The organism is Tardiphaga sp. vice304, from assembly GCF_007018905.1.
GTDB lineage: Bacteria > Pseudomonadota > Alphaproteobacteria > Rhizobiales > Xanthobacteraceae > Tardiphaga.
In genome coordinates this window covers 2,960,401-2,980,156 of record NZ_CP041402.1, presented here as the reverse complement: position 1 = coordinate 2,980,156, position 19,756 = coordinate 2,960,401, and the positions used below count along the sequence as shown (strand labels likewise).

General features: G+C 64.8%; 19 protein-coding genes, 1 tRNA gene and 1 pseudogene. 5 read left to right on the top strand and 16 right to left on the bottom strand.

Annotated features, from left to right (window positions below; translation table 11 throughout):
- Positions 1 to 39: 39 nt before the first annotated feature.
- A tRNA-Val gene (locus FNL56_RS14140) sits at positions 40 to 114 on the top strand.
- Between the two features lie 7 nt (positions 115 to 121).
- On the opposite strand, the gene FNL56_RS14135 is transcribed toward FNL56_RS14140, so the two are convergent.
- From FNL56_RS14135 to phnG, 10 genes are all read right to left on the bottom strand, one after another.
- Positions 122 to 301 carry a hypothetical protein gene (locus FNL56_RS14135; RefSeq protein ID WP_143573331.1) on the bottom strand — a complete coding sequence of 60 codons (180 nt, stop codon included), beginning with the start codon at positions 299 to 301 and terminating at the stop codon, positions 122 to 124.
- 159 nt (positions 302 to 460) lie between these two features.
- On the bottom strand, positions 461 to 1,795 hold the full coding sequence (locus FNL56_RS14130; protein ID WP_143573329.1) for a leucine-rich repeat-containing protein kinase family protein: 1,335 nt from the start codon (positions 1,793 to 1,795) through the stop codon (positions 461 to 463).
- Positions 1,796 to 1,909: 114 nt separating this feature from the next.
- Positions 1,910 to 2,482 carry a phosphonate metabolism protein/1,5-bisphosphokinase (PRPP-forming) PhnN gene (phnN, locus tag FNL56_RS14125; protein WP_143573327.1) on the bottom strand — a complete coding sequence of 191 codons (573 nt, stop codon included), beginning with the start codon at positions 2,480 to 2,482 and terminating at the stop codon, positions 1,910 to 1,912.
- A complete protein-coding gene (locus FNL56_RS14120; RefSeq protein ID WP_143576162.1) occupies positions 2,479 to 3,636 on the bottom strand; it encodes an alpha-D-ribose 1-methylphosphonate 5-triphosphate diphosphatase in 1,158 nt (385 codons plus the stop codon). The genes phnN and FNL56_RS14120 overlap by 4 nt, the downstream gene beginning before the upstream one ends.
- Before the next feature lie 11 nt (positions 3,637 to 3,647).
- On the bottom strand, positions 3,648 to 4,346 hold the full coding sequence (phnL, locus tag FNL56_RS14115) for a phosphonate C-P lyase system protein PhnL (RefSeq protein WP_143573325.1): 699 nt from the start codon (positions 4,344 to 4,346) through the stop codon (positions 3,648 to 3,650).
- 7 nt (positions 4,347 to 4,353) lie between these two features.
- Positions 4,354 to 5,157 carry a phosphonate C-P lyase system protein PhnK gene (phnK, locus tag FNL56_RS14110; protein WP_143573324.1) on the bottom strand — a complete coding sequence of 268 codons (804 nt, stop codon included), beginning with the start codon at positions 5,155 to 5,157 and terminating at the stop codon, positions 4,354 to 4,356.
- Complete coding sequence (locus FNL56_RS14105; protein WP_143573322.1) at positions 5,150 to 6,031, bottom strand: alpha-D-ribose 1-methylphosphonate 5-phosphate C-P-lyase PhnJ; 882 nt, start codon at positions 6,029 to 6,031, stop codon at positions 5,150 to 5,152. The genes phnK and FNL56_RS14105 overlap by 8 nt, the downstream gene beginning before the upstream one ends.
- Positions 6,028 to 7,134 carry a carbon-phosphorus lyase complex subunit PhnI gene (locus FNL56_RS14100; protein WP_143573321.1) on the bottom strand — a complete coding sequence of 369 codons (1,107 nt, stop codon included), beginning with the start codon at positions 7,132 to 7,134 and terminating at the stop codon, positions 6,028 to 6,030. The genes FNL56_RS14105 and FNL56_RS14100 overlap by 4 nt, the downstream gene beginning before the upstream one ends.
- A gap of 2 nt (positions 7,135 to 7,136) precedes the next feature.
- Positions 7,137 to 7,745, bottom strand: coding sequence for a phosphonate C-P lyase system protein PhnH (gene phnH / locus FNL56_RS14095; protein WP_143573319.1), 609 nt, complete (start codon positions 7,743 to 7,745; stop codon positions 7,137 to 7,139).
- A 2-nt stretch (positions 7,746 to 7,747) separates the two neighbouring features.
- Complete coding sequence (gene phnG / locus FNL56_RS14090) at positions 7,748 to 8,212, bottom strand: phosphonate C-P lyase system protein PhnG (protein WP_143573317.1); 465 nt, start codon at positions 8,210 to 8,212, stop codon at positions 7,748 to 7,750.
- A 128-nt stretch (positions 8,213 to 8,340) separates the two neighbouring features.
- Between phnG and phnF the strand changes: the two genes are divergently transcribed.
- Positions 8,341 to 9,063: a phosphonate metabolism transcriptional regulator PhnF gene (gene phnF, locus FNL56_RS14085; protein WP_441351227.1), complete on the top strand. Its 723-nt coding sequence runs from the start codon at positions 8,341 to 8,343 to the stop codon at positions 9,061 to 9,063.
- 9 nt (positions 9,064 to 9,072) lie between these two features.
- On the opposite strand, the gene phnE (FNL56_RS14080) is transcribed toward phnF, so the two are convergent.
- From phnE (FNL56_RS14080) to phnC, 4 genes are all read right to left on the bottom strand, one after another.
- A complete protein-coding gene (gene phnE / locus FNL56_RS14080; protein ID WP_143573313.1) occupies positions 9,073 to 9,921 on the bottom strand; it encodes a phosphonate ABC transporter, permease protein PhnE in 849 nt (282 codons plus the stop codon).
- On the bottom strand, positions 9,918 to 10,802 hold the full coding sequence (gene phnE / locus FNL56_RS14075; protein WP_143573311.1) for a phosphonate ABC transporter, permease protein PhnE: 885 nt from the start codon (positions 10,800 to 10,802) through the stop codon (positions 9,918 to 9,920). Before phnE (FNL56_RS14075) ends, phnE (FNL56_RS14080) begins: the two co-directional genes overlap by 4 nt.
- A gap of 72 nt (positions 10,803 to 10,874) precedes the next feature.
- Positions 10,875 to 11,813, bottom strand: coding sequence for a phosphonate ABC transporter substrate-binding protein (phnD, locus tag FNL56_RS14070; RefSeq protein WP_143573309.1), 939 nt, complete (start codon positions 11,811 to 11,813; stop codon positions 10,875 to 10,877).
- A 71-nt stretch (positions 11,814 to 11,884) separates the two neighbouring features.
- Positions 11,885 to 12,700, bottom strand: a complete 816-nt coding sequence (gene phnC / locus FNL56_RS14065) for a phosphonate ABC transporter ATP-binding protein (protein ID WP_143573308.1) — start codon at positions 12,698 to 12,700, stop codon at positions 11,885 to 11,887.
- Positions 12,701 to 12,918: 218 nt separating this feature from the next.
- On the opposite strand from phnC, the pseudogene FNL56_RS14060 reads away from it, so the two are divergent.
- The 3 genes and pseudogenes from FNL56_RS14060 (at position 12,919) to FNL56_RS14050 (ending at position 15,293) form a co-directional block, all read left to right on the top strand.
- Positions 12,919 to 13,578 (top strand): annotated as a pseudogene (locus tag FNL56_RS14060) (chloramphenicol acetyltransferase).
- Positions 13,575 to 14,753, top strand: coding sequence for an alpha-D-ribose 1-methylphosphonate 5-triphosphate diphosphatase (locus tag FNL56_RS14055; protein WP_143573304.1), 1,179 nt, complete (start codon positions 13,575 to 13,577; stop codon positions 14,751 to 14,753). Before FNL56_RS14060 ends, FNL56_RS14055 begins: the two are co-directional and overlap by 4 nt.
- Positions 14,754 to 14,888: 135 nt before the next feature.
- Complete coding sequence (locus FNL56_RS14050; protein WP_143573302.1) at positions 14,889 to 15,293, top strand: DUF4864 domain-containing protein; 405 nt, start codon at positions 14,889 to 14,891, stop codon at positions 15,291 to 15,293.
- Positions 15,294 to 15,566: 273 nt separating this feature from the next.
- Here the strand turns inward: FNL56_RS14050 and lon are convergent, their stop codons facing one another.
- Positions 15,567 to 17,993: an endopeptidase La gene (gene lon, locus FNL56_RS14045; protein WP_143573300.1), complete on the bottom strand. Its 2,427-nt coding sequence runs from the start codon at positions 17,991 to 17,993 to the stop codon at positions 15,567 to 15,569.
- 326 nt (positions 17,994 to 18,319) lie between these two features.
- On the bottom strand, positions 18,320 to 19,588 hold the full coding sequence (gene clpX / locus FNL56_RS14040) for an ATP-dependent Clp protease ATP-binding subunit ClpX (RefSeq protein WP_143573298.1): 1,269 nt from the start codon (positions 19,586 to 19,588) through the stop codon (positions 18,320 to 18,322).
- Positions 19,589 to 19,756 lie beyond the last annotated feature (168 nt).

The following is a 19,756-nucleotide window of genomic DNA, read 5'->3' as shown; positions in this document are numbered from 1 at the left end:
CCTTGCCACCCCGGCCGCCTCCGGCTAAATGAACGCCACGGGCGATTAGCTCAGCGGTAGAGCATTCCCTTTACACGGGACAGGTCGGCGGTTCGATCCCGTCATCGCCTACCATCTTCCTTCAGTCGAGCGGCTTGTCGTCGTCGGTCGAAGACTCTTCTTCCAGCGAGCAGATGTCACCGCCGCCGAGTTGTTCTTCCGGAGGCGGCGAGCTGTCGAGATCCTTCAGGACCTCCGTCAGCAGCTCGCACGGCGTTTTCTTCGGCTGTTCGCCTTCGATGGAGACAGGTGGATGGGCCATGGCAATATCCTCTGCTTCTCAATCTAACACCGATCGGCCGGATATGTTGCAACTCCGGCGTCGGGCGCCCGTGCCGCGCGCCTGGCCGATGCGTTGGTCGGGCATCGGCCCGGACGATGGCCGGATCACCGTCTGTACGCGAGAAGCCAGCCCGTGCGGTCATACCTCCGGCTGCAGCGTCCTCACATCGTCCAGTTGCCGACAGATTTCAGCAAACAACGGCCGCGAGGCGGGCTCGACGGACAAGCAGGCCGCTGACAATCGTTCGAGCCCTCGCAGCGCAACCCAATCCTCGGCGCCGCTGTAGCGGTCGAGCAGTTCTTCCAGCAGGCATCCGAAGGCCCGCACCTCCAGCCGCTGCAATCCGTTCGCCATCGTCAGGTTACCGGCATCGTAGAGCGACGCCGCGCCGAAATCGCCCAGCAACGCCTGCCCCTGCCCGTCATGCAGGATGTTGTGACCGTAGAGATCGCCATGCAGGATGCCGCGGTCGTGCAGGTGGCGGGCCGCGGACGCGATACCGTGCGCGATGCGCAGGATAGTCGGCATATCGAATGCGGCAGACGCCGGATAGATATCGCGGGTGCAGGACTCCAGGCTCGGCGGCCCCGCCAGAATCTCGAACACGGGATCGACGAGCTGCAGGACCAGACCGGCGGCGCCCGCCGGATGACCCACTACCCTGCCGATCACATCGATCAGATGGGGGTGCTCACCGGCGGCGATGGCGGCGCGCATTTCGGAGGCCGGCAGGCCGTCGCTGGTCATCGCGCCCTTGAACAGTTTGACAGCCACCGCCTGCAGGTCCTTGCCGTCCGCAGCCATCATGGCCCTGTGAATAACGCCCGATGCGCCCTGGCCGAGCACCTGCCCGATCTCCAGCGCGTCCCAGGGAATATCGGCGATCGCCGACGGCGAAGCGTCGCTCTCCGCGCCGCCGAGCTGATTTCCGGACGTGGCCAGCCACGACAGCCGCGGCAGGCCGAGCAACCATTCCGGCAATGCGGTCAGCCGGTTGGCGGCCAGACGAAGCAGTTCGAGATTAATGCAGCCGGCCAGCGTCTCCGGCAGGGATTCAAGCCGGTTGCCGGCCAGCATCAGCTTCTGCAATTGCGTACAAAAGCCGATTTCCTCCGGCAGCCGGTCGATCTCATTATCCGTCAGGATCAGCCAGCGCAGCCGCGGCGGCAGCGCCTTGGCGGAGACGCGCCTGATACGGTTGGCCTTGAAGCCGACCATGCTGAGTTGCGGGCATCGGCCCAGCACCTCCGGCAGCTCGGTGAATTGGTTGTCCGAGCAGAAGATGATCCGCAGCCTCGGCCATTCGGCCAGCTCATCGGGCAGTTCGCTGAGCGCGTTGCCGGACAGATCGAGGATTTCCAGGGTGTCGCCGAGATCCAGGATCTCGTGGGGAAAATCGGTCAGCCCGCAATCAAGCTTGAGATGGCGCGCGCCGCTGAGCGCGCCGGAGCGGAGCTGGTCGAGTGTGTGCATCTGCGATTCCACCGTGTCGTCGCCGGTCGATCGCACCCGGGCGGATCGGCCCGCCGCGGGCACCGGTCGCGCCCCTCGTAGCGCGATTGACGTCGCCGCGAAACTGGGACGCCGTCACTTCTGCAATTGCTCGATCAGTACGCGCGCGCCGACGCGGGGATCGCCGACATTTTCAATGGCGACATCCGGCACGATCTCGGCGGAAGCGCGCTGCAGGCGCTGCACGATCGGCCCGTCGCTAATTCTGCCGCGGGCCAGCAACCGCGCCGCCAGCACCTCCGGCGGCGCCGTGACGGCAACCACGACCAGTTCGGCGTAGGTGTCGCGCAGCCGGCCGATCACCGCGCGGGACACGTTGGCAACCACCGTGCGCCCTGCCCCGATGTCGTCGTCGATCGACTTGGCAAGCGCATAACACAGGCCATGCGCTTCCCAGTGTACGGCGAAATCGCCTCGGGTGCGGGCCGCCTGAAAGGCGTCCCGCGTCACCTGGTCATTGTCCTCGGCGCCGGAGGCCTCGCGCGTCACCACCCGGCGCGCAAACACCACGCGAGCATTGCCGGCGCAGGCGGCGCGCGCCAGATCGATCAGCGTATCCTTGCCGGCGCCGGAGGGACCGACCACCAGCACCAGCCGTCCCGGGCCGATCTTCGCTCGCGCGGCGGCCTCGGCCAGCGTGTCGTTCATGCGACCCGGTGCCCCTCGCGCCAGACGCTGCGCACCACTGGCAGGTCGCGGGCGACGTGGACACGGATCAGGTCGGCGCGCTTGCCGACTGCGATCTCGCCGCGATCATGCAGGCCGACCGCCTCGGCCGGGCGCTTGGTGACGGTCCGTACTGCGGCGGCCAGATCGATCGACGGCACGCGCTCGCTCAGTTGCAGCGCCGCCATCAAGAGGCTGGAGGGAATGTAGTCCGACGACAGGATGTCCAGCAGCCCTTCGCGCGCCAGATCGATGGCAGCAATGTTGCCGGAATGCGAGCCGTTGCGCACCACGTTCGGCGCGCCCATCAGAATGCCGACGCCAGCCTCATGCAGGCCGCGCGCGGCCTCCAGCGTGGTCGGGAATTCGGCGACGGAGACGCCATCGCGGATGGCGTCCACGACGTTCTCGTCGGTGGTGTCGTCATGGCTGGCCAGCGGGATGTTGTGCGCCTGCGCCAGCGCCACGATGTCGCGCATGTTGTCGGCGGCGTAAAGCCGCTGATATTCAAAGCGCTTGGCGAACAATTCGTCGAGCTCGGCGTCGGTCTTGCCGGCGCCTTTTCCGCGATAATAGGTGCGCAGCTTGGCTTCGTCGCGGAACTGGCGCTGGCCGGGCGTGTGGTCCATCAGCGACAACAGGCGGACGTGCGGCCGGCCGATCATCTCCTTCGCTTCCTCGACCACGCTGGGCATCGGGATCTCGCAACGAAGATGCAGGAAGTGGTCGGCGCGCAGCAGGTCGGCGTCGCGCGCGGTGGCGATCGCATCCGCCAGCAGCCCGGCGTGGCCGTCCGCTTCCTCGGCGCCCTTCTCGCTCCATACGCGCAAGGAATCCAGCACGGTGGTGATGCCCGAGGTCGCAAGCTGCCCGTCGTAGGAGACGACCGCAGCCACCGGATCCCAGAACACTTTGGGACGCGGCACGAAATGCGCTTCGAGATGGTCGGTGTGCAGTTCGATCAGGCCGGGCATGATCAGGTCGCCACGGGCATCGTCGAAGCCCGCGGGCGCATCGCCCTCGCCGAACTCTGCGATCCTGCCATCGGCAAAGGCGATCCAGCCTTGTTCGATCACGCGATCGGCCAGCACGATTCGGGCATTGCCGATCACGGTTTCTTGTTGCTTTGCTTTCATCATCTTCTTTCTCAGGCGCCTGCTGCGAACGATGTCACATCGACCAGCCGGTCGGCAATCTGGTGGCGCACGTCGTCGTCATGAACGATCGCGACCATGGCAACGCCGGCGCGTTTCTTCTCGGCGACCAGTTCGACCACCACGGCGCGGTTCACCGCATCCAGCGAGGCGGTCGGCTCGTCCAGCAGCAGGATCGGCAGTTCGGAGATGAAGCCGCGCGCGATGTTGACGCGCTGCTGCTCGCCGCCGGAGAAGGTCGAGGGCGGCAGCTTCCACAGCCGCTCGGGAATGTTGAGTTTTCGCAACAGCACGCCTGCCCGCTCGCGCGCGTCCTCGCGGGCCACGCCGGCGGCGAGCAACGGCTCCGCCACGACGTCGAGCGAGGCGACGCGTGGCACCGCGCGCAAAAACTGGCTGACATAGCCGATGGTGTGGCGGCGTACATTGAGGATCTGGCGCGGCTCGGCGGTGGCGATGTCGAGCGACGCGCCCTGGTGCTGCAAGCCGATCACGCCGCCGTCGCAGCGATAGTTGCCGAAGATCATCTTCAGGATCGAGGACTTGCCGGCGCCGGAGGGCCCGCCCAGCACGACACATTCGCCGGGCGCGACGTGGAACGAGACGCCGCGCACGACCGGCAGCCGGATGCCGTCCTGCAGATGCATCACAAAGGTCTTTTCAGCGTTGCGGATGTCGATCATCGGAATCATGGTGCCCTCACGCCGGCAGGATCGAGGAAACGAGCAGTTGCGTATAGGGCTCGCGGGGATCGTCGAGCACCTGGTCGGTGAGGCCGGTCTCGATCACGCGGCCGCCCTGCATCACCATCACCCGATGCGACAGGAGCCGCGCCACCGCGAGATCATGGGTGACGACGATGGCGGCAAGGCCGAGTTCGCTCACCAGCGTCCGCATCATGTCCAGCAGGCGCGCCTGCACCGAGACGTCGAGCCCGCCGGTCGGCTCGTCCATGAAGACAAGGCGCGGCTCGGTGACCAGGTTGCGTGCGATCTGCAACCGCTGCCGCATGCCGCCGGAATAGGTTTTTGGCGCATCGTCGATGCGATCCACCGAGATCTCGACGCGCTCCAGCCACGACGCCGCGGTCTGCCGGATTCGGCCGTAGTGGTTTTGGCCAACGGCCATCAGCCGCTCGCCCACATTGGCACCGGCCGAGACGCCCATGCGCAACCCCATCGCGGCATCCTGATGCACGAAGCCCCAGTCGGTGCGGAACAGAAAGCGCCGCTCGGCTTCGCCCAAGGCCGAAAGATCGCGTAGTACGCCGTCGCGCATCCGGTACGACACCGAGCCGGCATTCGGAATCATCTGCGCCGACAGCAATTGCAGCAGCGTCGACTTGCCGGAGCCGGACTCGCCGACGATCGCCAGCACTTCGCCGGGATACAGCGCGAAGGAGACATCGCGGCAGGCGTTGAGCCGACCGAAGGATTTCGACAGGCCTTCGGCGAGCAGCAGCGGCTGGTCGTCGTTGCGCGGCGCGCGCGTCACATCAAGCATGCTGCTTCTCCACATAAGGCGCGCTCTCGGCGCCACGGTGGCCTTCGGCCTGCCGCGTCTCGCAATAGTCGGTATCGGAACAGACGAACATCCGGCTGCCCGCATTGTCGGTGACGATCTCGTCGAGATAGGACGAGGACGAGTTGCACAGCGCGCAGCAGGCGTCGTGCTTGTAGGGCTCGAACGGATGGTCCTCGAAATCCAGCGACACCACCGAGGTATAGGGTGGGATCGCGTAGATGCGCTTCTCGCGGCCGGCGCCGAACAGTTGCAGCGCCGGGCAGTTGTCCATCTTCGGATTATCGAATTTCGGCGTCGGCGACGGGTCCATCACATAGCGTGCATTGACCTTGACCGGATAGGCATAGGCGGTCGCGATATGGCCGAACCGCGCGATGTCCTCGTAGAGCTTCACATGCATCAGCCCGTATTCGCCGAGCGCATGCATGCGCCGCGTCTCGGTCTCGCGCGGCTCGAGGAAGCGCAGCGGTTCCGGGATCGGCACCTGATAGACCAGCACTTGCTTCTCATGCAGCGGCGCTTCGGGAATCCGGTGCCGGGTCTGGATCACGGTGGCGTCGAGCGTGCTGGTGGTGACGGCCACACCCGCGGTCTTCTGGAAGAATTTGCGGATCGAGATCGCGTTGGTGGTGTCGTCCGAGCCCTGGTCGATCACCTTCAGCACGTCCTTGTGGCCGAGGATCGCCGCGGTCACCTGCACGCCGCCGGTGCCCCAGCCATAGGGCATCGGCATTTCCCTTGACGCGAACGGCACCTGATAGCCGGGGATCGCGATCGCCTTCAGGATGGCGCGGCGGATCATCCGCTTGGTCTGTTCGTCGAGATAGGCGAAATTATAGGTCGGCGCGTTCATTCCGCGGCCTCCTTCATGGCATCGGGTGCAGAATTGGCGTCGACAAATTCCTTGCGCAGCTTGCGCAACAGTCCGAGCTCGGACTGGAAATCGACGTAATGCGGCAGCTTGAGGTGCTCGACGAAGCCGGTCGCCTGCACGTTGTCGGAATGCGACATCACGAATTCCTCGTCCTGCGAGGGCGCAACGACATCCTCACCGAGTTCGCGGGCGCGCAGCGTGCGATCGACCAGCGCCATCGACATCGTCTTGCGCTCGCTCTGGCCGAAGGCCAGGCCGTAACCGCGCGTGAAGCACGGCGCCTCGGTGGCGCTTCCCTTGAACTGGGTGACCATCTGGCACTCGGTCAGCGTGATGGCGCCGAGCGGCACCGCGAAGCCGACATCTTCCGCCATGAACTCGACTTCGACCTCACCGAGCCGGATCTCGCCGGCGAACGGATGGTTGCGGCCATAGCCGCGCTGCGACGAATAGCCGAGCGACAACAGAAAGCCCTCGTCGGCCCGCGCCAGATTCTGCAGCCGCAGATCGCGCGCGGCGGGAAAGCTGAGCGCGTCGCGGGTGAGATCGCCGACCGGCTGATCGGCCTGTTCCGCCGGAGACGCTTCGATCAGGCCGTCGCGACCCAGAATGTCGGTGACGCGCGGCATTACCGCGGGCTGCGCTTCGGACTGCGCCGGCTGCTCCGGCATGGACTCGCCAGCGAGTACGGGATCCAGCAGGCGATGGGTGTAGTCGAAGGTCGAGCCCAGCACCTGGCCGCCCGGCATGTCCTTGAAGGTCGAGGATATCCGGCGCCGCACCCGCATCTGCGAGGTATCGACCGGCAGGCTTTCGCCGAACCGCGGCAGCGTGGCGCGGAACGCGCGCAGCAGGAAGATCGCCTCGATCATGTCGCCGCGCGCCTGCTTGATGGCGAGCGATGCCAGTTCGCGGTCGTACAGCGAGCCCTCGGTCATGACGCGGTCGACACCGAGGCTGAGCTGTTCGGAGATCTGGTCCAATGATACTTCCGGCACATCGCGATCGCCGCGACGTTCATGTGCCAGCAGCCGGTGGGCGTTTTCGATGGCGCGTTCGCCACCCTTGACGGCGACATACATGCTCAGCCCTCCTTCGCGGTGAGGCGCGTGGTGCGCGGGATCGCGACGACCCTGTCGTCGGAAACCAGCACGAGATCGATACCGCGCGGAAACAGCGTGGCATTGAGCGCGAGACGATCTAGCCAGTCCGGCAGTCCGATGGTCGCGTGCAGAATGGCCGTGCCATCGATGCCCGGGCCGCGCAGTCCATAGGCCGGCCCTTCGGTGAGGCTGGCCACCTGCAGGATGATGGTGGTCGAGCGGTCCGGATATTCTGAGGTCCCGAATGAAAACTGCTCGAAGCCCGGCAGCGTGCGGGCTTCGGCGATCAGCGCAAAGCTGCAGACCGATGAGCCTGCGATGACCGGCGCGCTGGTGTGAAACTTGATCCACTTGGCGACCGCAGGCGTCGCCGCCATCCCGGCGTCGAGCCACACCGGCGTGTCCTGGTCGAACAGCGTCAGTGCGATAGCGGCCGAACCACGCATCATCGGCGCCGGCACGCCGGAACCGGCCTCGATGCGCTGCACGGAACCCGGCCGCGCCATCGCGTCCATCACCGAGCGAAAGGTCGATTGTGCCGACAGCACCTTGTCGGCGAAGCCCGCCGGCATTTCTGCAATCGTGGTCATGATTATCCCTCCCCGCGCACGAGCGTATAGAAATCAACCTTGGTCGCCGCGGTCTGCGCCGCCTGGCGCTGCTGCTCGCCGGCGATCCGCGCCCGCAGCGGCGTCAGCACCTGTATTTCCAGCGTTTCTGCGAAACGTTCGGTCTGGATCAGCGCATCGCACAGCGCGATCAGTTCGGCCTTGGCGCGGTCGCGGCCGAGCACATAGCCAAAACCGACCTCGCCGCCCGCCAGCCGCACGGCGGCCCGCGACACGGTGGCCTCGCCAAGGTTGAACGGCGCACCGTCGCCGCCGATCCGGCCGCGCAGCATCACCAGCCCGTTCTCCGCTTCGCGCAACGGCTGATAGGCAGGCATCTCAAGCGCTTCGAGATGGCCGGCGATCGCCGCCGTGTCGGCATGCGCCAGCACGGCCATTGCCTGCTGTCGCCGCATCTGCTCAGGGTTCAGGGCTGCGGTCATGGTCATCCCGTCCGGATCAAGTTGTCTATATTTCTAGACAACTTGATAGACCCATGCAATGACCGTTTGGTGACAGCACGGTGATTTTTCGCTATCCCCGCCCGACAACTTGGTGAGACCACAACATCGTGACCATGGAGGACAAACCAACCGGCGTTGCGCTGTGGCGGCAGGTCGCCGACGGCATCGAGCGTGGCATTGCCGACGGTACTCATCGGTCCGGCGAAAAACTGCCCGGCGAGACCGAGATCGCCGAAACCTACCGCGTCAATCGCCATACGGTGCGTCGCGCGCTCGCGTCGCTGGCCGAGCGCGGTTTCGTGCGTGCCGAGCGCGGCAGCGGCACCTATGTGGAAGCGCCGAAGCTGACCTATCCGCTGCGCGCGCGCACGCGCTTCTCCGAGATCGTCGGCGCCGGCGGTCGCGAGCCCGACGGCAAGATGATCGAGGCCGCCACCGAACCTGCGACGCGCGAGCTGGCCAAACAGCTCGGCGTGAAGACCGGCGCGCCTTTGGTGCGGATCGAAGCGCTGCGTTTTGCCGACAAGACGCCGATCTGCATCGGCACCACCTGGTTTCCCGCAGACCGTTTTGCCGATGCCGCGGCGGTCTACCAGCGGCTGAATTCAACGACGAAGCTGCTCGCGCATTACGACATCCGCGACTATCAACGGCTCTCGACCCGAATCACCGCCGCGATCGTCAATGCCGCCGACGCCGCAAGGCTTGAACTGGCGCTGGGGCGGCCGATCCTGATCGTCGACAGCGTCGACACCGATATGAAGGGCACGCCGCTGAAGGTGTCGCGCTCGCGCTTCGTCGCCGAGCGCGTCGAGTTCGTCGTTGAGAACGGCTAGCGCGAGCCTTCACACCACCGCGCGTCGCCCGATGATCGCAAAGCGCAGCCGGCTGGAGATGACGTCGATCGCTGCGACCGCCACCAGGATCATCAGGATCAGGAACGACACTTTCTGCCATTCCAGCACGCGGATCTGTTCGGCGAGCTGCAGCCCGATGCCGCCCGCGCCGACGATGCCAATGATGGTCGCGGACCGGGTGTTGGATTCGATGAAGTACAATACCTGTCCGGCGATCACCGGCAGAACCTGCGGCAGCAGGCCAAAGCGTATCTCGTGCAGCGGGCTGCCGCCGGACGCCCGGATGCCTTCGACCTGCTTCTTGTCGGCGGCTTCGATCGCCTCCGAGAACAATTTACCGAACGCCCCGAAATCCGACACCGCAATGGCCAGCACGCCGGCGAACGGGCCGAGGCCCACGACATTGATCCAGACCAGCGCCCAGATCAGCGTATCGACGCCGCGGATCGAGTCGAGGAAGCGCCGCACCGGAAAGCGCAGGAAAGGCGACGGAATGATGTTTCGCGCCGCCAGAAAGCTGACCGGCAACGCGATCACTGCTGCGAGCGTGGTGCCGAGCAGAGCGATCGACAATGTCTCGCCCATCGCGGCGAGATAGGCCGGCAGCGACGAGCCGGGATCGGGCGGCACCATCATCATCGCGATCCAGCCGAGCTGCTGCACGCCGGCCAGCATCCGGGCCGGCGAGAACTCCAGTTCGTTGAGGCCGAAGATGAACAGCGCCAGCACCGCGACAAAGATCGCCGGCACCGTCGCGCGTGACGCCATCGGCCGCTGAAACACGGCCGGATAGCGCGCGCGCAGTTCTTCGGTATTGACGCTCGGCCGCTTGCTCATGATCGGGCTTCCTTGCCGAACAGCCGGCCGCGCAGCCAGCCGGTGCTGATGTCGATGATGAACACGGTGACGATGATCATCAGCAGGATGGCGCTCACGTCCGAATAATAGAATTTCCGTACCGCGACCACGAGTTCTTGGCCGATGCCGCCGGCGCCGACGAAGCCCATCACGGAGGCGCCACGGACATTGATCTCGAAACGCAGCAGCGTGTAGCCGGCAAAGCCCGCGGCGACCTGCGGCAGTACCGCAAAGCGCATGCAGTCGGTCCAGCCGGCGCCGGTCGAACGGATGCCCTCGACCGGCCGCATGTCGATGTTCTCGACGATCTCGCTATATTGCTTGCCGAGCGCGCCGACGCAGTGGATCGCGATCGCCAGCACCCCGGCCATCGGGCCAAGGCCAAAGGCGATCACGAAGATCAACGCGAACACGATGTCCGGCACGGTACGGCAGAATTCCATGAAGCGCTTGACCACGAAGCGCAGCGGTGCGGACGGTGCGGTGTTTTCCGCGGACAGAAAGTTCAGTCCGAACGCCAGCACCGCGCCGACCAGCGTTCCGACATAGGAGATCAGCACGGTCTCGCCGAGCAGCGACAGCCATTTCTGCCAGCCCCAGAACCATTCGCCGACATCGCTCCATGCCCGCATCCCGGTATCGAGCGTGAAGATGCGATCGAAGTAGCTGGCGATATTGCCGATCTTGCCGAAGAAGGTCGCCAGGTTGACCTCCGCCCCTATCGCCGCGATCAGCAGCACTGCGAAGCCGACCGCGGTCGCCAGCGTGGCCCGCAGCCGCTTCTTCGCCACCGCGCGGCGATAGGCGTCATTCAGCGCCGCAAGCTGCTGGGCCGGAAGGATGGAAACGGCAGCGGACATGTTGATACCTGAGGGAGGTCAAAGAAAAAGAGCCGGACCCAGTCGGTCCGGCTCTTCACAGTCGTACAGCGATCAGGACGCCTTCTTCTTGCGCAGGGCGTCGACGAACTTGATCAGGTCGATGGTCGCGTCCCAATCCTTGGTGGTCGCGGCGTGGAAGCCCTTCTTCTGGCCGTCCGACAGGCGATCGAACGCCGCCTTGTCCTTGGTCGGCGCCTCGATGAAGGCCTTGGTGATCGCGACCTTGAGGTCTTCCGGCAGGTCCGAGCTGTAGGCGTAGGGGCCGTTGATGATCGGCGCCGACTTGTGCACGATGCGGAAGTCTTCCTTCTTCATCGCCGAGCCGTCGGCGTTCTTCAGCATGCCCTTGGTGAGCATCTGCTGCAGCGTGGAATCATTGTCGTTGGTCCACTGGTTGGCAGCGACGTCGACGGTGCCCTGCGACAGCGCCAGCAGCGCGTTCTCGTGGCTGCCGGTGAACACCACCTTGCCGAAATAGCTGTCGGCGTCCGTGATGCCGAGCTTGTCGAGTTCGAAGCGCGGCACGTTGTTGCCCGAGGTCGAGTTCGGATCGACCAGGCCGAGATTCTTGCCCTTCAGATTGTCGATCGTCTTGTAGGCGCTGTTCGCCTTGACGAAGAACACCGAATAGTAGCCGGTCGAGCCATCGATGTTGATGTCGTTGGCAAAGGCGTCGGTCTTGACGCCGGTCAGGCGGGCGCGGGCGAACGAGGCGGAGCCGTAGCTGGCGATCTGGATGTTGCCGGCGCGCTGGCCTTCGATCACCGCGGCATAGTCGTTGGCGATGCGCAAATTGACCTTCACGCCCAGCTCCTTCGAGAGATAGCTCACGAAGGGCTGCCAGCGCTCGGTGACGCCGGAACCGTTTTCCGCCGGGATGACGGCGAAGGTCAGTTCCGGATATTTGGTCTTGTAGTCCTGCGCCGACGCGGCCGAGGTGGCGAGCGCGAGCGCTGCGGCGCTGATGAGAAGAATGCGGCGATTGATCATGATAGCCTCAGGGTTCGTTCGGGTTTGAAGGCGCTTGCTGAATACAGCCCGCGGATGTCAGGGCTGCGACGTCAGGCGGCGGCGGCGTTGCCATAGGCGGGAACGCCGGCGGGTACCGGATGGTGAGTCGGGTTCCTTCCCATCACCTCGTCGGCTTCCAGGTCGTAGAGCTCGCGGGCGATGCTTTCGGTCAGCGCGGCCGGCGCCCCGTCGAACACCACGCGGCCCGCGGACATGCCGATCAACCGGTCGCAATAGGTCCGCGCCAGATCGAGCGAATGCAGGTTGCACATCACGGTGATGCCGAAATGCTTGTTGATGCGCAGCAGTGCATCCATCACGATGCGGGTATTGCGCGGATCCAATGATGCGATCGGCTCGTCGGCGAGAATGATGTCGGGCTGCTGCACCAGCGCACGCGCAATGGCGACGCGCTGCTGCTGGCCGCCGGAAAGTTGATCGGCGCGTTGCGCCGCCAGCGAGGCCATATCGAATTGCTCGAGCGCCGACATTGCCAGAGCGCGGTCCTGCTCGGGCCACATCTGGGTCAGAGAACGCCATTGCGGCATCTCGGACAGCCGGCCCATCAGCACGTTGGTCAGCACGTCGAGACGACCGACCAGATTGAACTGCTGGAAGATCATCGCCGAGCGCGCGCGCCACTGCCGGAGATCGCGACCACGCAACGCCGTGATATCGACGCCGTCATACTGGATGCGGCCCGAGGTCGGCTCCGCCAGCCGGTTGATCATCCGCAGCAGCGTCGATTTGCCGGCGCCGGAGCGACCGATCACGCCGACGAAGGCGCCGGAGGCTATCTCGAACGACGCATGATCGACCGCCGCCTTGGCGCCGAAGCGGCACGTCAGATTATCAACCACCAGCATGCCGTACTCCCAAAGCAATAGAACGCAAGCCGTAACGCCCATGGTTGACAGTGATATGACATCGCCAATCCACCGCCGCGCAGTCCCCAGGCTGGGACTTTTCGGTGATCATCATCGAAACGTCACGCTGTCGTCACGGAACCGATCGAAGAGAACCACGCGCACCGCTGTGTCCTTATGAGCGGCATCGCCGCCGAGCCTTTCCTGCAGGAGTATCCATGACCGAAAAGAAACTCTCACCGGTGCCGTCGGTCGATCCGACCGCGCGACTGGTCGAGGCCACGCTCGGCGCCTATTGCGAGGTCGGCGCGCGTACGGTCCTGCAGGAAGTCGCGATGGGCGACTACTCCTATGTCGTGAATGACGCGCAGGTCACCTACACGACGATCGGAAAATTCGTCTCTATCGCCGCCATGACGCGGATCAATCCCGGCAACCATCCCATGCACCGCGCCACGCAGGCGCATTTCACCTATCGCGCCAGCGCCTATTTTCCGGGAGAGGCCGACGACGCCGAATTCTTCGAATGGCGCCGCGCGCCTCATGTCACGATCGGCCATGACGTCTGGATCGGTCACGGCGCCATCGTGCTGCCCGGCCGCCATATCGGCACCGGAGCGGTGATCGCCGCCGGCGCCATCGTGACCAGGGATGTGCCGGCCTATACGATCGTCGCCGGCAATCCCGCGCGCATCATTCGCCGCCGCTTTCCGGAAGACGTAGCCGCCCGGCTCGGCGAGCTGGCGTGGTAGGACTGGGACCACGCGACGCTGCGCCAGGCCCTGCCCGACTTTCGCAAACTTTCGGTGGAAGATTTTCTCGACAAGTACCAATCTGGCGGCGCGGCGCCCGCCGCCCAGCAAACGGCAGAGACATGACGAATATTTTCATTGACGGCGGACGCACCCTGCTCGGCCACGAACTCGTCGAAACCTCGCTGCAGATCTACGGCGGCAGCATCGCCGCCATCGGACATGACCACGCGCATGGCCTCGGTGTCGACGCCGGCGGCCTGCTGGTGCTGCCGGGAATCGTCGACCTGCATGGCGACGCCTTCGAGCGTCAATTGATGCCGCGCCCCGGCGTCGATTTCCCCGTTGACGTCGCCCTCATCGACAGCGACCGCCAGGCGATAGCCAATGGCATCACCACGGTTTTCCACGGCACCACCTGGTCATGGGAGCCCGGGCTGCGCGGCGCCGAGAATGCGCGACTGCTGCTGCAGGCGATCGAGACGCTGCGGCCGCAGCTGGCCGCCGACACCCGCTTCCATCTGCGCCAGGAGACCTACAATCTCGACGCCGAGACCGAGATCCTGCAGTGGCTGGCTGACGGCCGCATCGACCTGCTGGCGTTCAACGACCACATGGACCTGACCGGGATCTTTAAACCCGCGAAGCGCGCCCGCATGGTCGAGCGCAGCGGCCTCAGCAGCGAGGCGTTCGGCCTCCTGGTCGAGCGCGTGCTGTCGCGCGCCGATGCCGTGCCGGCGTCGATCGCGCGCCTCGCGCAGGCGGCCAAGGCGGCAAAGGTGCCGACGCTGTCGCATGATGACATGACACCCGACATGCGCAGCGACTTCCGCGCGCTCGGCGTGGCCATTGCGGAGTTTCCCATCAACGAGGAAACCGCGGTTGCCGCCGCGGACGCCGGCGACTTCATCGTGTTCGGCGCGCCGAACGTGGTGCGCGGCGGCAGCCACACCGGCTGGACCCGCGCATCCGACATGATCGCCAAGGGCCTGTGCTCGATTCTCGCGTCGGATTACTATTATCCCGCGCAACTGCTGGCCGCGTTCCGGCTTGTCGCCGACGGCATCCTGCCGCTGCCGCAGGCCTGGGCGCTGATTTCGGCCAATCCGGCGGCGGCGGCCGGCCTGACCGACCGTGGTGTGATCGCCGAAGGCCGACGGGCCGATCTGGTGCTGATCGACGACAGCGTGGCGCTACGGCCGCGCATCGTCGCGGTGGTCGCCAACGGGCGATTGGTGCATCTGACCGACGCCGGCCGCCTGCTGCAGGCGGGCCCGGCCCGCGCGCTCGCCGCGGAATAGGCGCGGCCTTCGCGGCGACGGCGGGGGGCCGCCGTCGCCGGGTTTTCGCGCATTCTCTGCAACCAAACGCCCGGCCTGCCAGTATCTGTCAGCATGGCCCGGCGGCATAGCCCGTCGCCTGCACGGGAGAGATACATGCGAGTAGCCGTTCTACTGGTTGCGCTGCTGCTGGGCCTGGCTGCCCCCGCGCGGGCCGACGATGTCGCCGCTGCGCAAAACGAGATCCGCGCGCAGGAACAGGCGCTCGCCCGCGACGATGCCGCGGCCGCCTACTCTCATGCCGCGCCGGCGCTGCAGCGCATGTTCGGCGATCCCGACACCTTCATGGCGATGGTCCGCAGCGGCTACGCGCCGGTGTATCGCCACAAGAGTTTCGACTTCACGGATTCGCGCAGCGTCGGCGGTCGAATCGAGCAGGACGTCCGCATCGTCGATACCGAAGGCGTGCCGTGGGATGCGCTGTACTTTCTGGAGGTCCAGCCCGACGGCAGCCTGAAAATCATCGGCTGCACGCTGAAGGCGGTCGGCACCTCGGCGTAAGCACCGCGCGCACTCCTATGATCTAGCCATTGCCCCAGCGACGCTCAGGCCGTGCGCCCCCTCTCCCTGTGGGAGAGGGCGGGGGTGAGGGGATACGGTCTATCGATGGCGCGAGACCCCCTCGCCCGGATATTCGAGCTGACGCTCGAATAACCGACCTCTCCCGACGGGGAGAGGTGACGGGGCGTCGCTGATGCCTGCAATACGTCGGCACATCCCACAAAAAAGCGGCGCCCCGAAGGGCGCCGCTGATGTCGTCGTGAGGATCGATCCTTAGTGCGCGGTGAGGCCGCTGCCGGCTTCGTCGGCGGCGTCCGGCTTGACCGGCAGCTTGGTGTCCTCTTCCCACTCGATCGGGATCGGCTTGCGCACCAGGGCGTTGGCGATCACGTCATCCATCCGGGCGACCGGAATGATGGTCATGCCGCCCTTGATGGCGTCGGAGATCTCGGTGAGGTCCTTGGCATTGTCCTCGGGGATCAGCACCGTCTTGATGCCGCCGCGGGCCGCTGCCAGCAACTTCTCCTTCAATCCGCCGATCGGCAGGATCCGGCCGCGCAGCGTGATTTCGCCGGTCATGGCAAGATCGTGCCGGATCGGAATGCCGGTCAGCACCGACACGATCGTCGTGGCCATCGCCACGCCGGCCGACGGGCCGTCCTTCGGGGTCGCCCCTTCCGGCACGTGGACGTGGATGTCGCGCCGCTCGAACAAAGGCGGTTCGATCCCGAAGGTGATCGCGCGCGAGCGGACGTAGGACGCCGCCGCCGAGATCGATTCCTTCATCACGTCCCGCAGATTGCCGGTGACGGTCATGCGGCCCTTGCCGGGCATCATCACGCCTTCGATGGTCAGCAACTCGCCGCCGACATCGGTCCACGCCAGACCGGTCACGACGCCCACCTGGTCGTCGAGCTCGATCTCGCCGAAGCGATATTTCGGAATGCCGAGGAATTCCTCGATATTCTTCTCGGTGACCTTCACCACCTTCTTCTTCGAGAGCATCAGCTCCTTCACGGCCTTGCGGGCCAGTGTGGAGAGCTCGCGCTCGAGATTACGCACGCCCGCCTCGCGGGTGTAGCGGCGGATCATCAGCAGCAGGGCGTCGTCGTCGATCGACCATTCCTTGCTGTCCAGACCGTGCTTGGAGAGCGCGACCGGGATCAGGTGCTTGCGCGCGATCTCGACCTTCTCGTTCTCGGTGTAACCGGCGATCCGGATGATCTCCATGCGGTCCATCAGCGGCCCCGGAATATTCAGGGTGTTCGCCGTGGTGATGAACATCACGTTGGACAGGTCGTAGTCCACTTCCAGATAGTGGTCGGCGAAGGTGCCGTTCTGCTCGGGGTCCAGGACCTCGAGCAGCGCGGACGACGGATCGCCGCGGAAATCGGCGCCCATCTTGTCGATCTCGTCGAGCAGGAACAGCGGGTTCGAGGTCTTGGCCTTGCGCATCGACTGGATGATCTTGCCGGGCATCGAACCGATATAGGTCCGGCGATGGCCGCGGATCTCCGCCTCGTCGCGCACGCCGCCGAGCGACACGCGCACGAACTCACGTCCGGTCGCTTTCGCGATCGACTTGCCGAGCGAGGTCTTGCCGACGCCGGGAGGACCGACGAGGCACAGGATCGGGCCCGACAGCTTGTTGGCCCGGGTCTGCACCGCGAGATACTCCACGATGCGGTCCTTGACCTTCTCCAGGCCATAGTGGTCCTCGTCGAGCACGGCCTGCGCCGCGGCGAGGTCCTTCTTGACCTTGGACTTCTTGTTCCATGGAATCGACAGCAGCCAGTCGAGGTAGTTGCGCACGACGGTCGCTTCCGCGGACATCGGCGACATCTGGCGCAGCTTCTTCAGCTCGTGCTGCGCCTTCTCGCGGGCTTCCTTGGACAGCTTGGTCTTGGCGATCTTCTCCTCGATGTCGGCCAGCTCGTCGCGACCTTCGTCGTCGCCGAGTTCCTTCTGGATCGCCTTCATCTGCTCGTTGAGGTAGTACTCGCGCTGGGTCTTCTCCATCTGCCGCTTGACGCGGCTGCGGATGCGCTTCTCGACCTGCAACACCGAGATCTCGCTCTCCATCAGGCCGAGCACCTTCTCCAGGCGCGCGGTGACCGACAGCGTCTCCAGGATGCCCTGGCGATCCGCAATCTTGACGGCGAGATGCGACGCGACCGTATCGCCGAGCTTGGCGAAATCGGTGATAGCCTGCACGACGCCGACGACCTCGGCGGAGATCTTCTTGTTGAGCTTCACATAGCTCTCGAAGTCGGACACGACCGAGCGCGACAGCGCTTCCGCCTCGACCGAGGTAGCATCGGTGTCGGCCAGCGCGGTGGCAGTGGCTTCATAGTATTCGGCACGGTCGGAATACTTCTCGACCTTGGCGCGCTCGAGGCCTTCCACGAGGACCTTCACAGTACCGTCGGGAAGCTTCAGGAGCTGCAGCACGCTGGCGAGCGTGCCGATCTCGTAGATGGAATCCGGGGCCGGATCGTCGTCCGACGCATTCTTCTGCGTGGCGAGCATGATCAGCGCGTCGCTCTTCATCACCTCTTCGAGGGCACGGATCGATTTCTCGCGGCCGACGAACAGCGGCACGATCATGTGCGGGAAGACCACGATGTCGCGCAGCGGCAGCACCGGATAAGAGTGGCTTTCGCCGTGAATGATAGTTGGCCGGGGTTTGGAGGCAGTCATGGCCCAATCCTTTTGCTGTACCCCCCTGCTCGCGGTCCGCTCTTTGCGCAACCGCCACAAGGTGCCGATTTTCCATCTCACTCGGCCGCCTCAGGCTCCGCTTGTCCGGATCGTAATAGCGAATCTTGGGGGAGGAAAGATGTTCGCCGAAAGCCTAAGGTGGCTATGGCTCGGGGGGGTGTCAAGAGACGCGATCGCGTCTGCCACTGGTACCAATACCCGGTCACCGCGGACGGTTGCCGCCAACTCTTTTTCGCAAAAAAAACGGCTGCCGATCGGATCGGCAGCCGTTTTGTCAGGTCTCGTCAAGCAGCACGGTAGCCCGATCAGGCGCTGGCGCTGCTCTCGGTGTTGGCGCGGTCCGCGTAGATGTACAGCGGGCGAGCGGTACCTTCCACGACCTCGCGGGAGATCACGACTTCCTCGACGCCTTCCAGACCCGGAAGATCGAACATCGTTTCGAGCAGGATGCTTTCCAGAATGGAGCGCAGGCCGCGCGCGCCGGTCTTGCGTTCGATCGCCTTGCGCGCCACCGCGCCCAGGGCCTCGTCGGCGAAGGTCAGCTCGATGTTCTCCATCTCGAACAGGCGCTGGTACTGCTTGACCAGCGCGTTCTTCGGATCGGTCAGAATCTTCTTCAGCGAGGCCTCGTCGAGATCCTCGAGCGTCGCCACGACCGGCAGACGACCGACGAATTCGGGGATCAGGCCATACTTCAGCAGATCTTCGGGCTCTACGAAGCGGAAGATTTCGCCGGTGCGGCGGTCTTCCGGCGCCAGAACCTGGGCGGCAAAGCCGATCGAGGTCGACCGACCGCGCGCCGAGATGATCTTTTCGAGGCCGGAGAACGCACCGCCGCAGATGAACAGGATGTTGGTGGTATCGACCTGCAGGAACTCCTGCTGCGGATGCTTGCGGCCGCCCTGAGGAGGCACCGACGCCACGGTTCCTTCCATGATCTTCAGCAAGGCCTGCTGCACGCCCTCGCCCGACACGTCGCGGGTGATCGAGGGATTGTCGGACTTGCGCGAGATCTTGTCGATTTCGTCGATATAGACGATGCCGCGCTGCGCCCGCTCGACATTGTAGTCGGCCGACTGCAGCAGCTTCAGGATGATGTTCTCGACATCCTCGCCGACATAGCCGGCTTCGGTCAGCGTGGTGGCGTCGGCCATCGTGAACGGCACGTCGAGGATGCGCGCCAGCGTCTGGGCGAGCAGCGTCTTGCCCGAACCGGTCGGTCCGATCAGCAGGATGTTCGACTTCGCCAGTTCGACGTCATTGTGCTTGGTCTGGTGGTTGAGGCGCTTGTAATGGTTATGCACCGCGACCGAGAGGACCTTCTTGGCATGGCTCTGGCCGATGACGTAATCATCGAGAACCTTGCAGATTTCCTTCGGCGTCGGAATTCCGTCGCGCGACTTGACCAGTGAGGATTTGTTTTCCTCCCGAATGATGTCCATGCAGAGCTCGACGCACTCGTCGCAGATGAAGACGGTGGGACCCGCGATCAATTTGCGAACTTCGTGCTGGCTCTTGCCGCAGAACGAGCAATACAGCGTGTTCTTCGAGTCGCTGGTGCCGACCTTACTCATTGTCTTCTCCGTCCGCCGTTCGATCTAGTTCGTTCGGTCGCCCTGTTACGGCACTCCTCCGTAGATAGAGCAAAATCCGTACCAAAAAAGACCCCGTTGCAGAATGCCGCACGAATCATGGCGCACTCAATCTTTCCGCAATACTAACCCATCCACCTAAGCGAACCA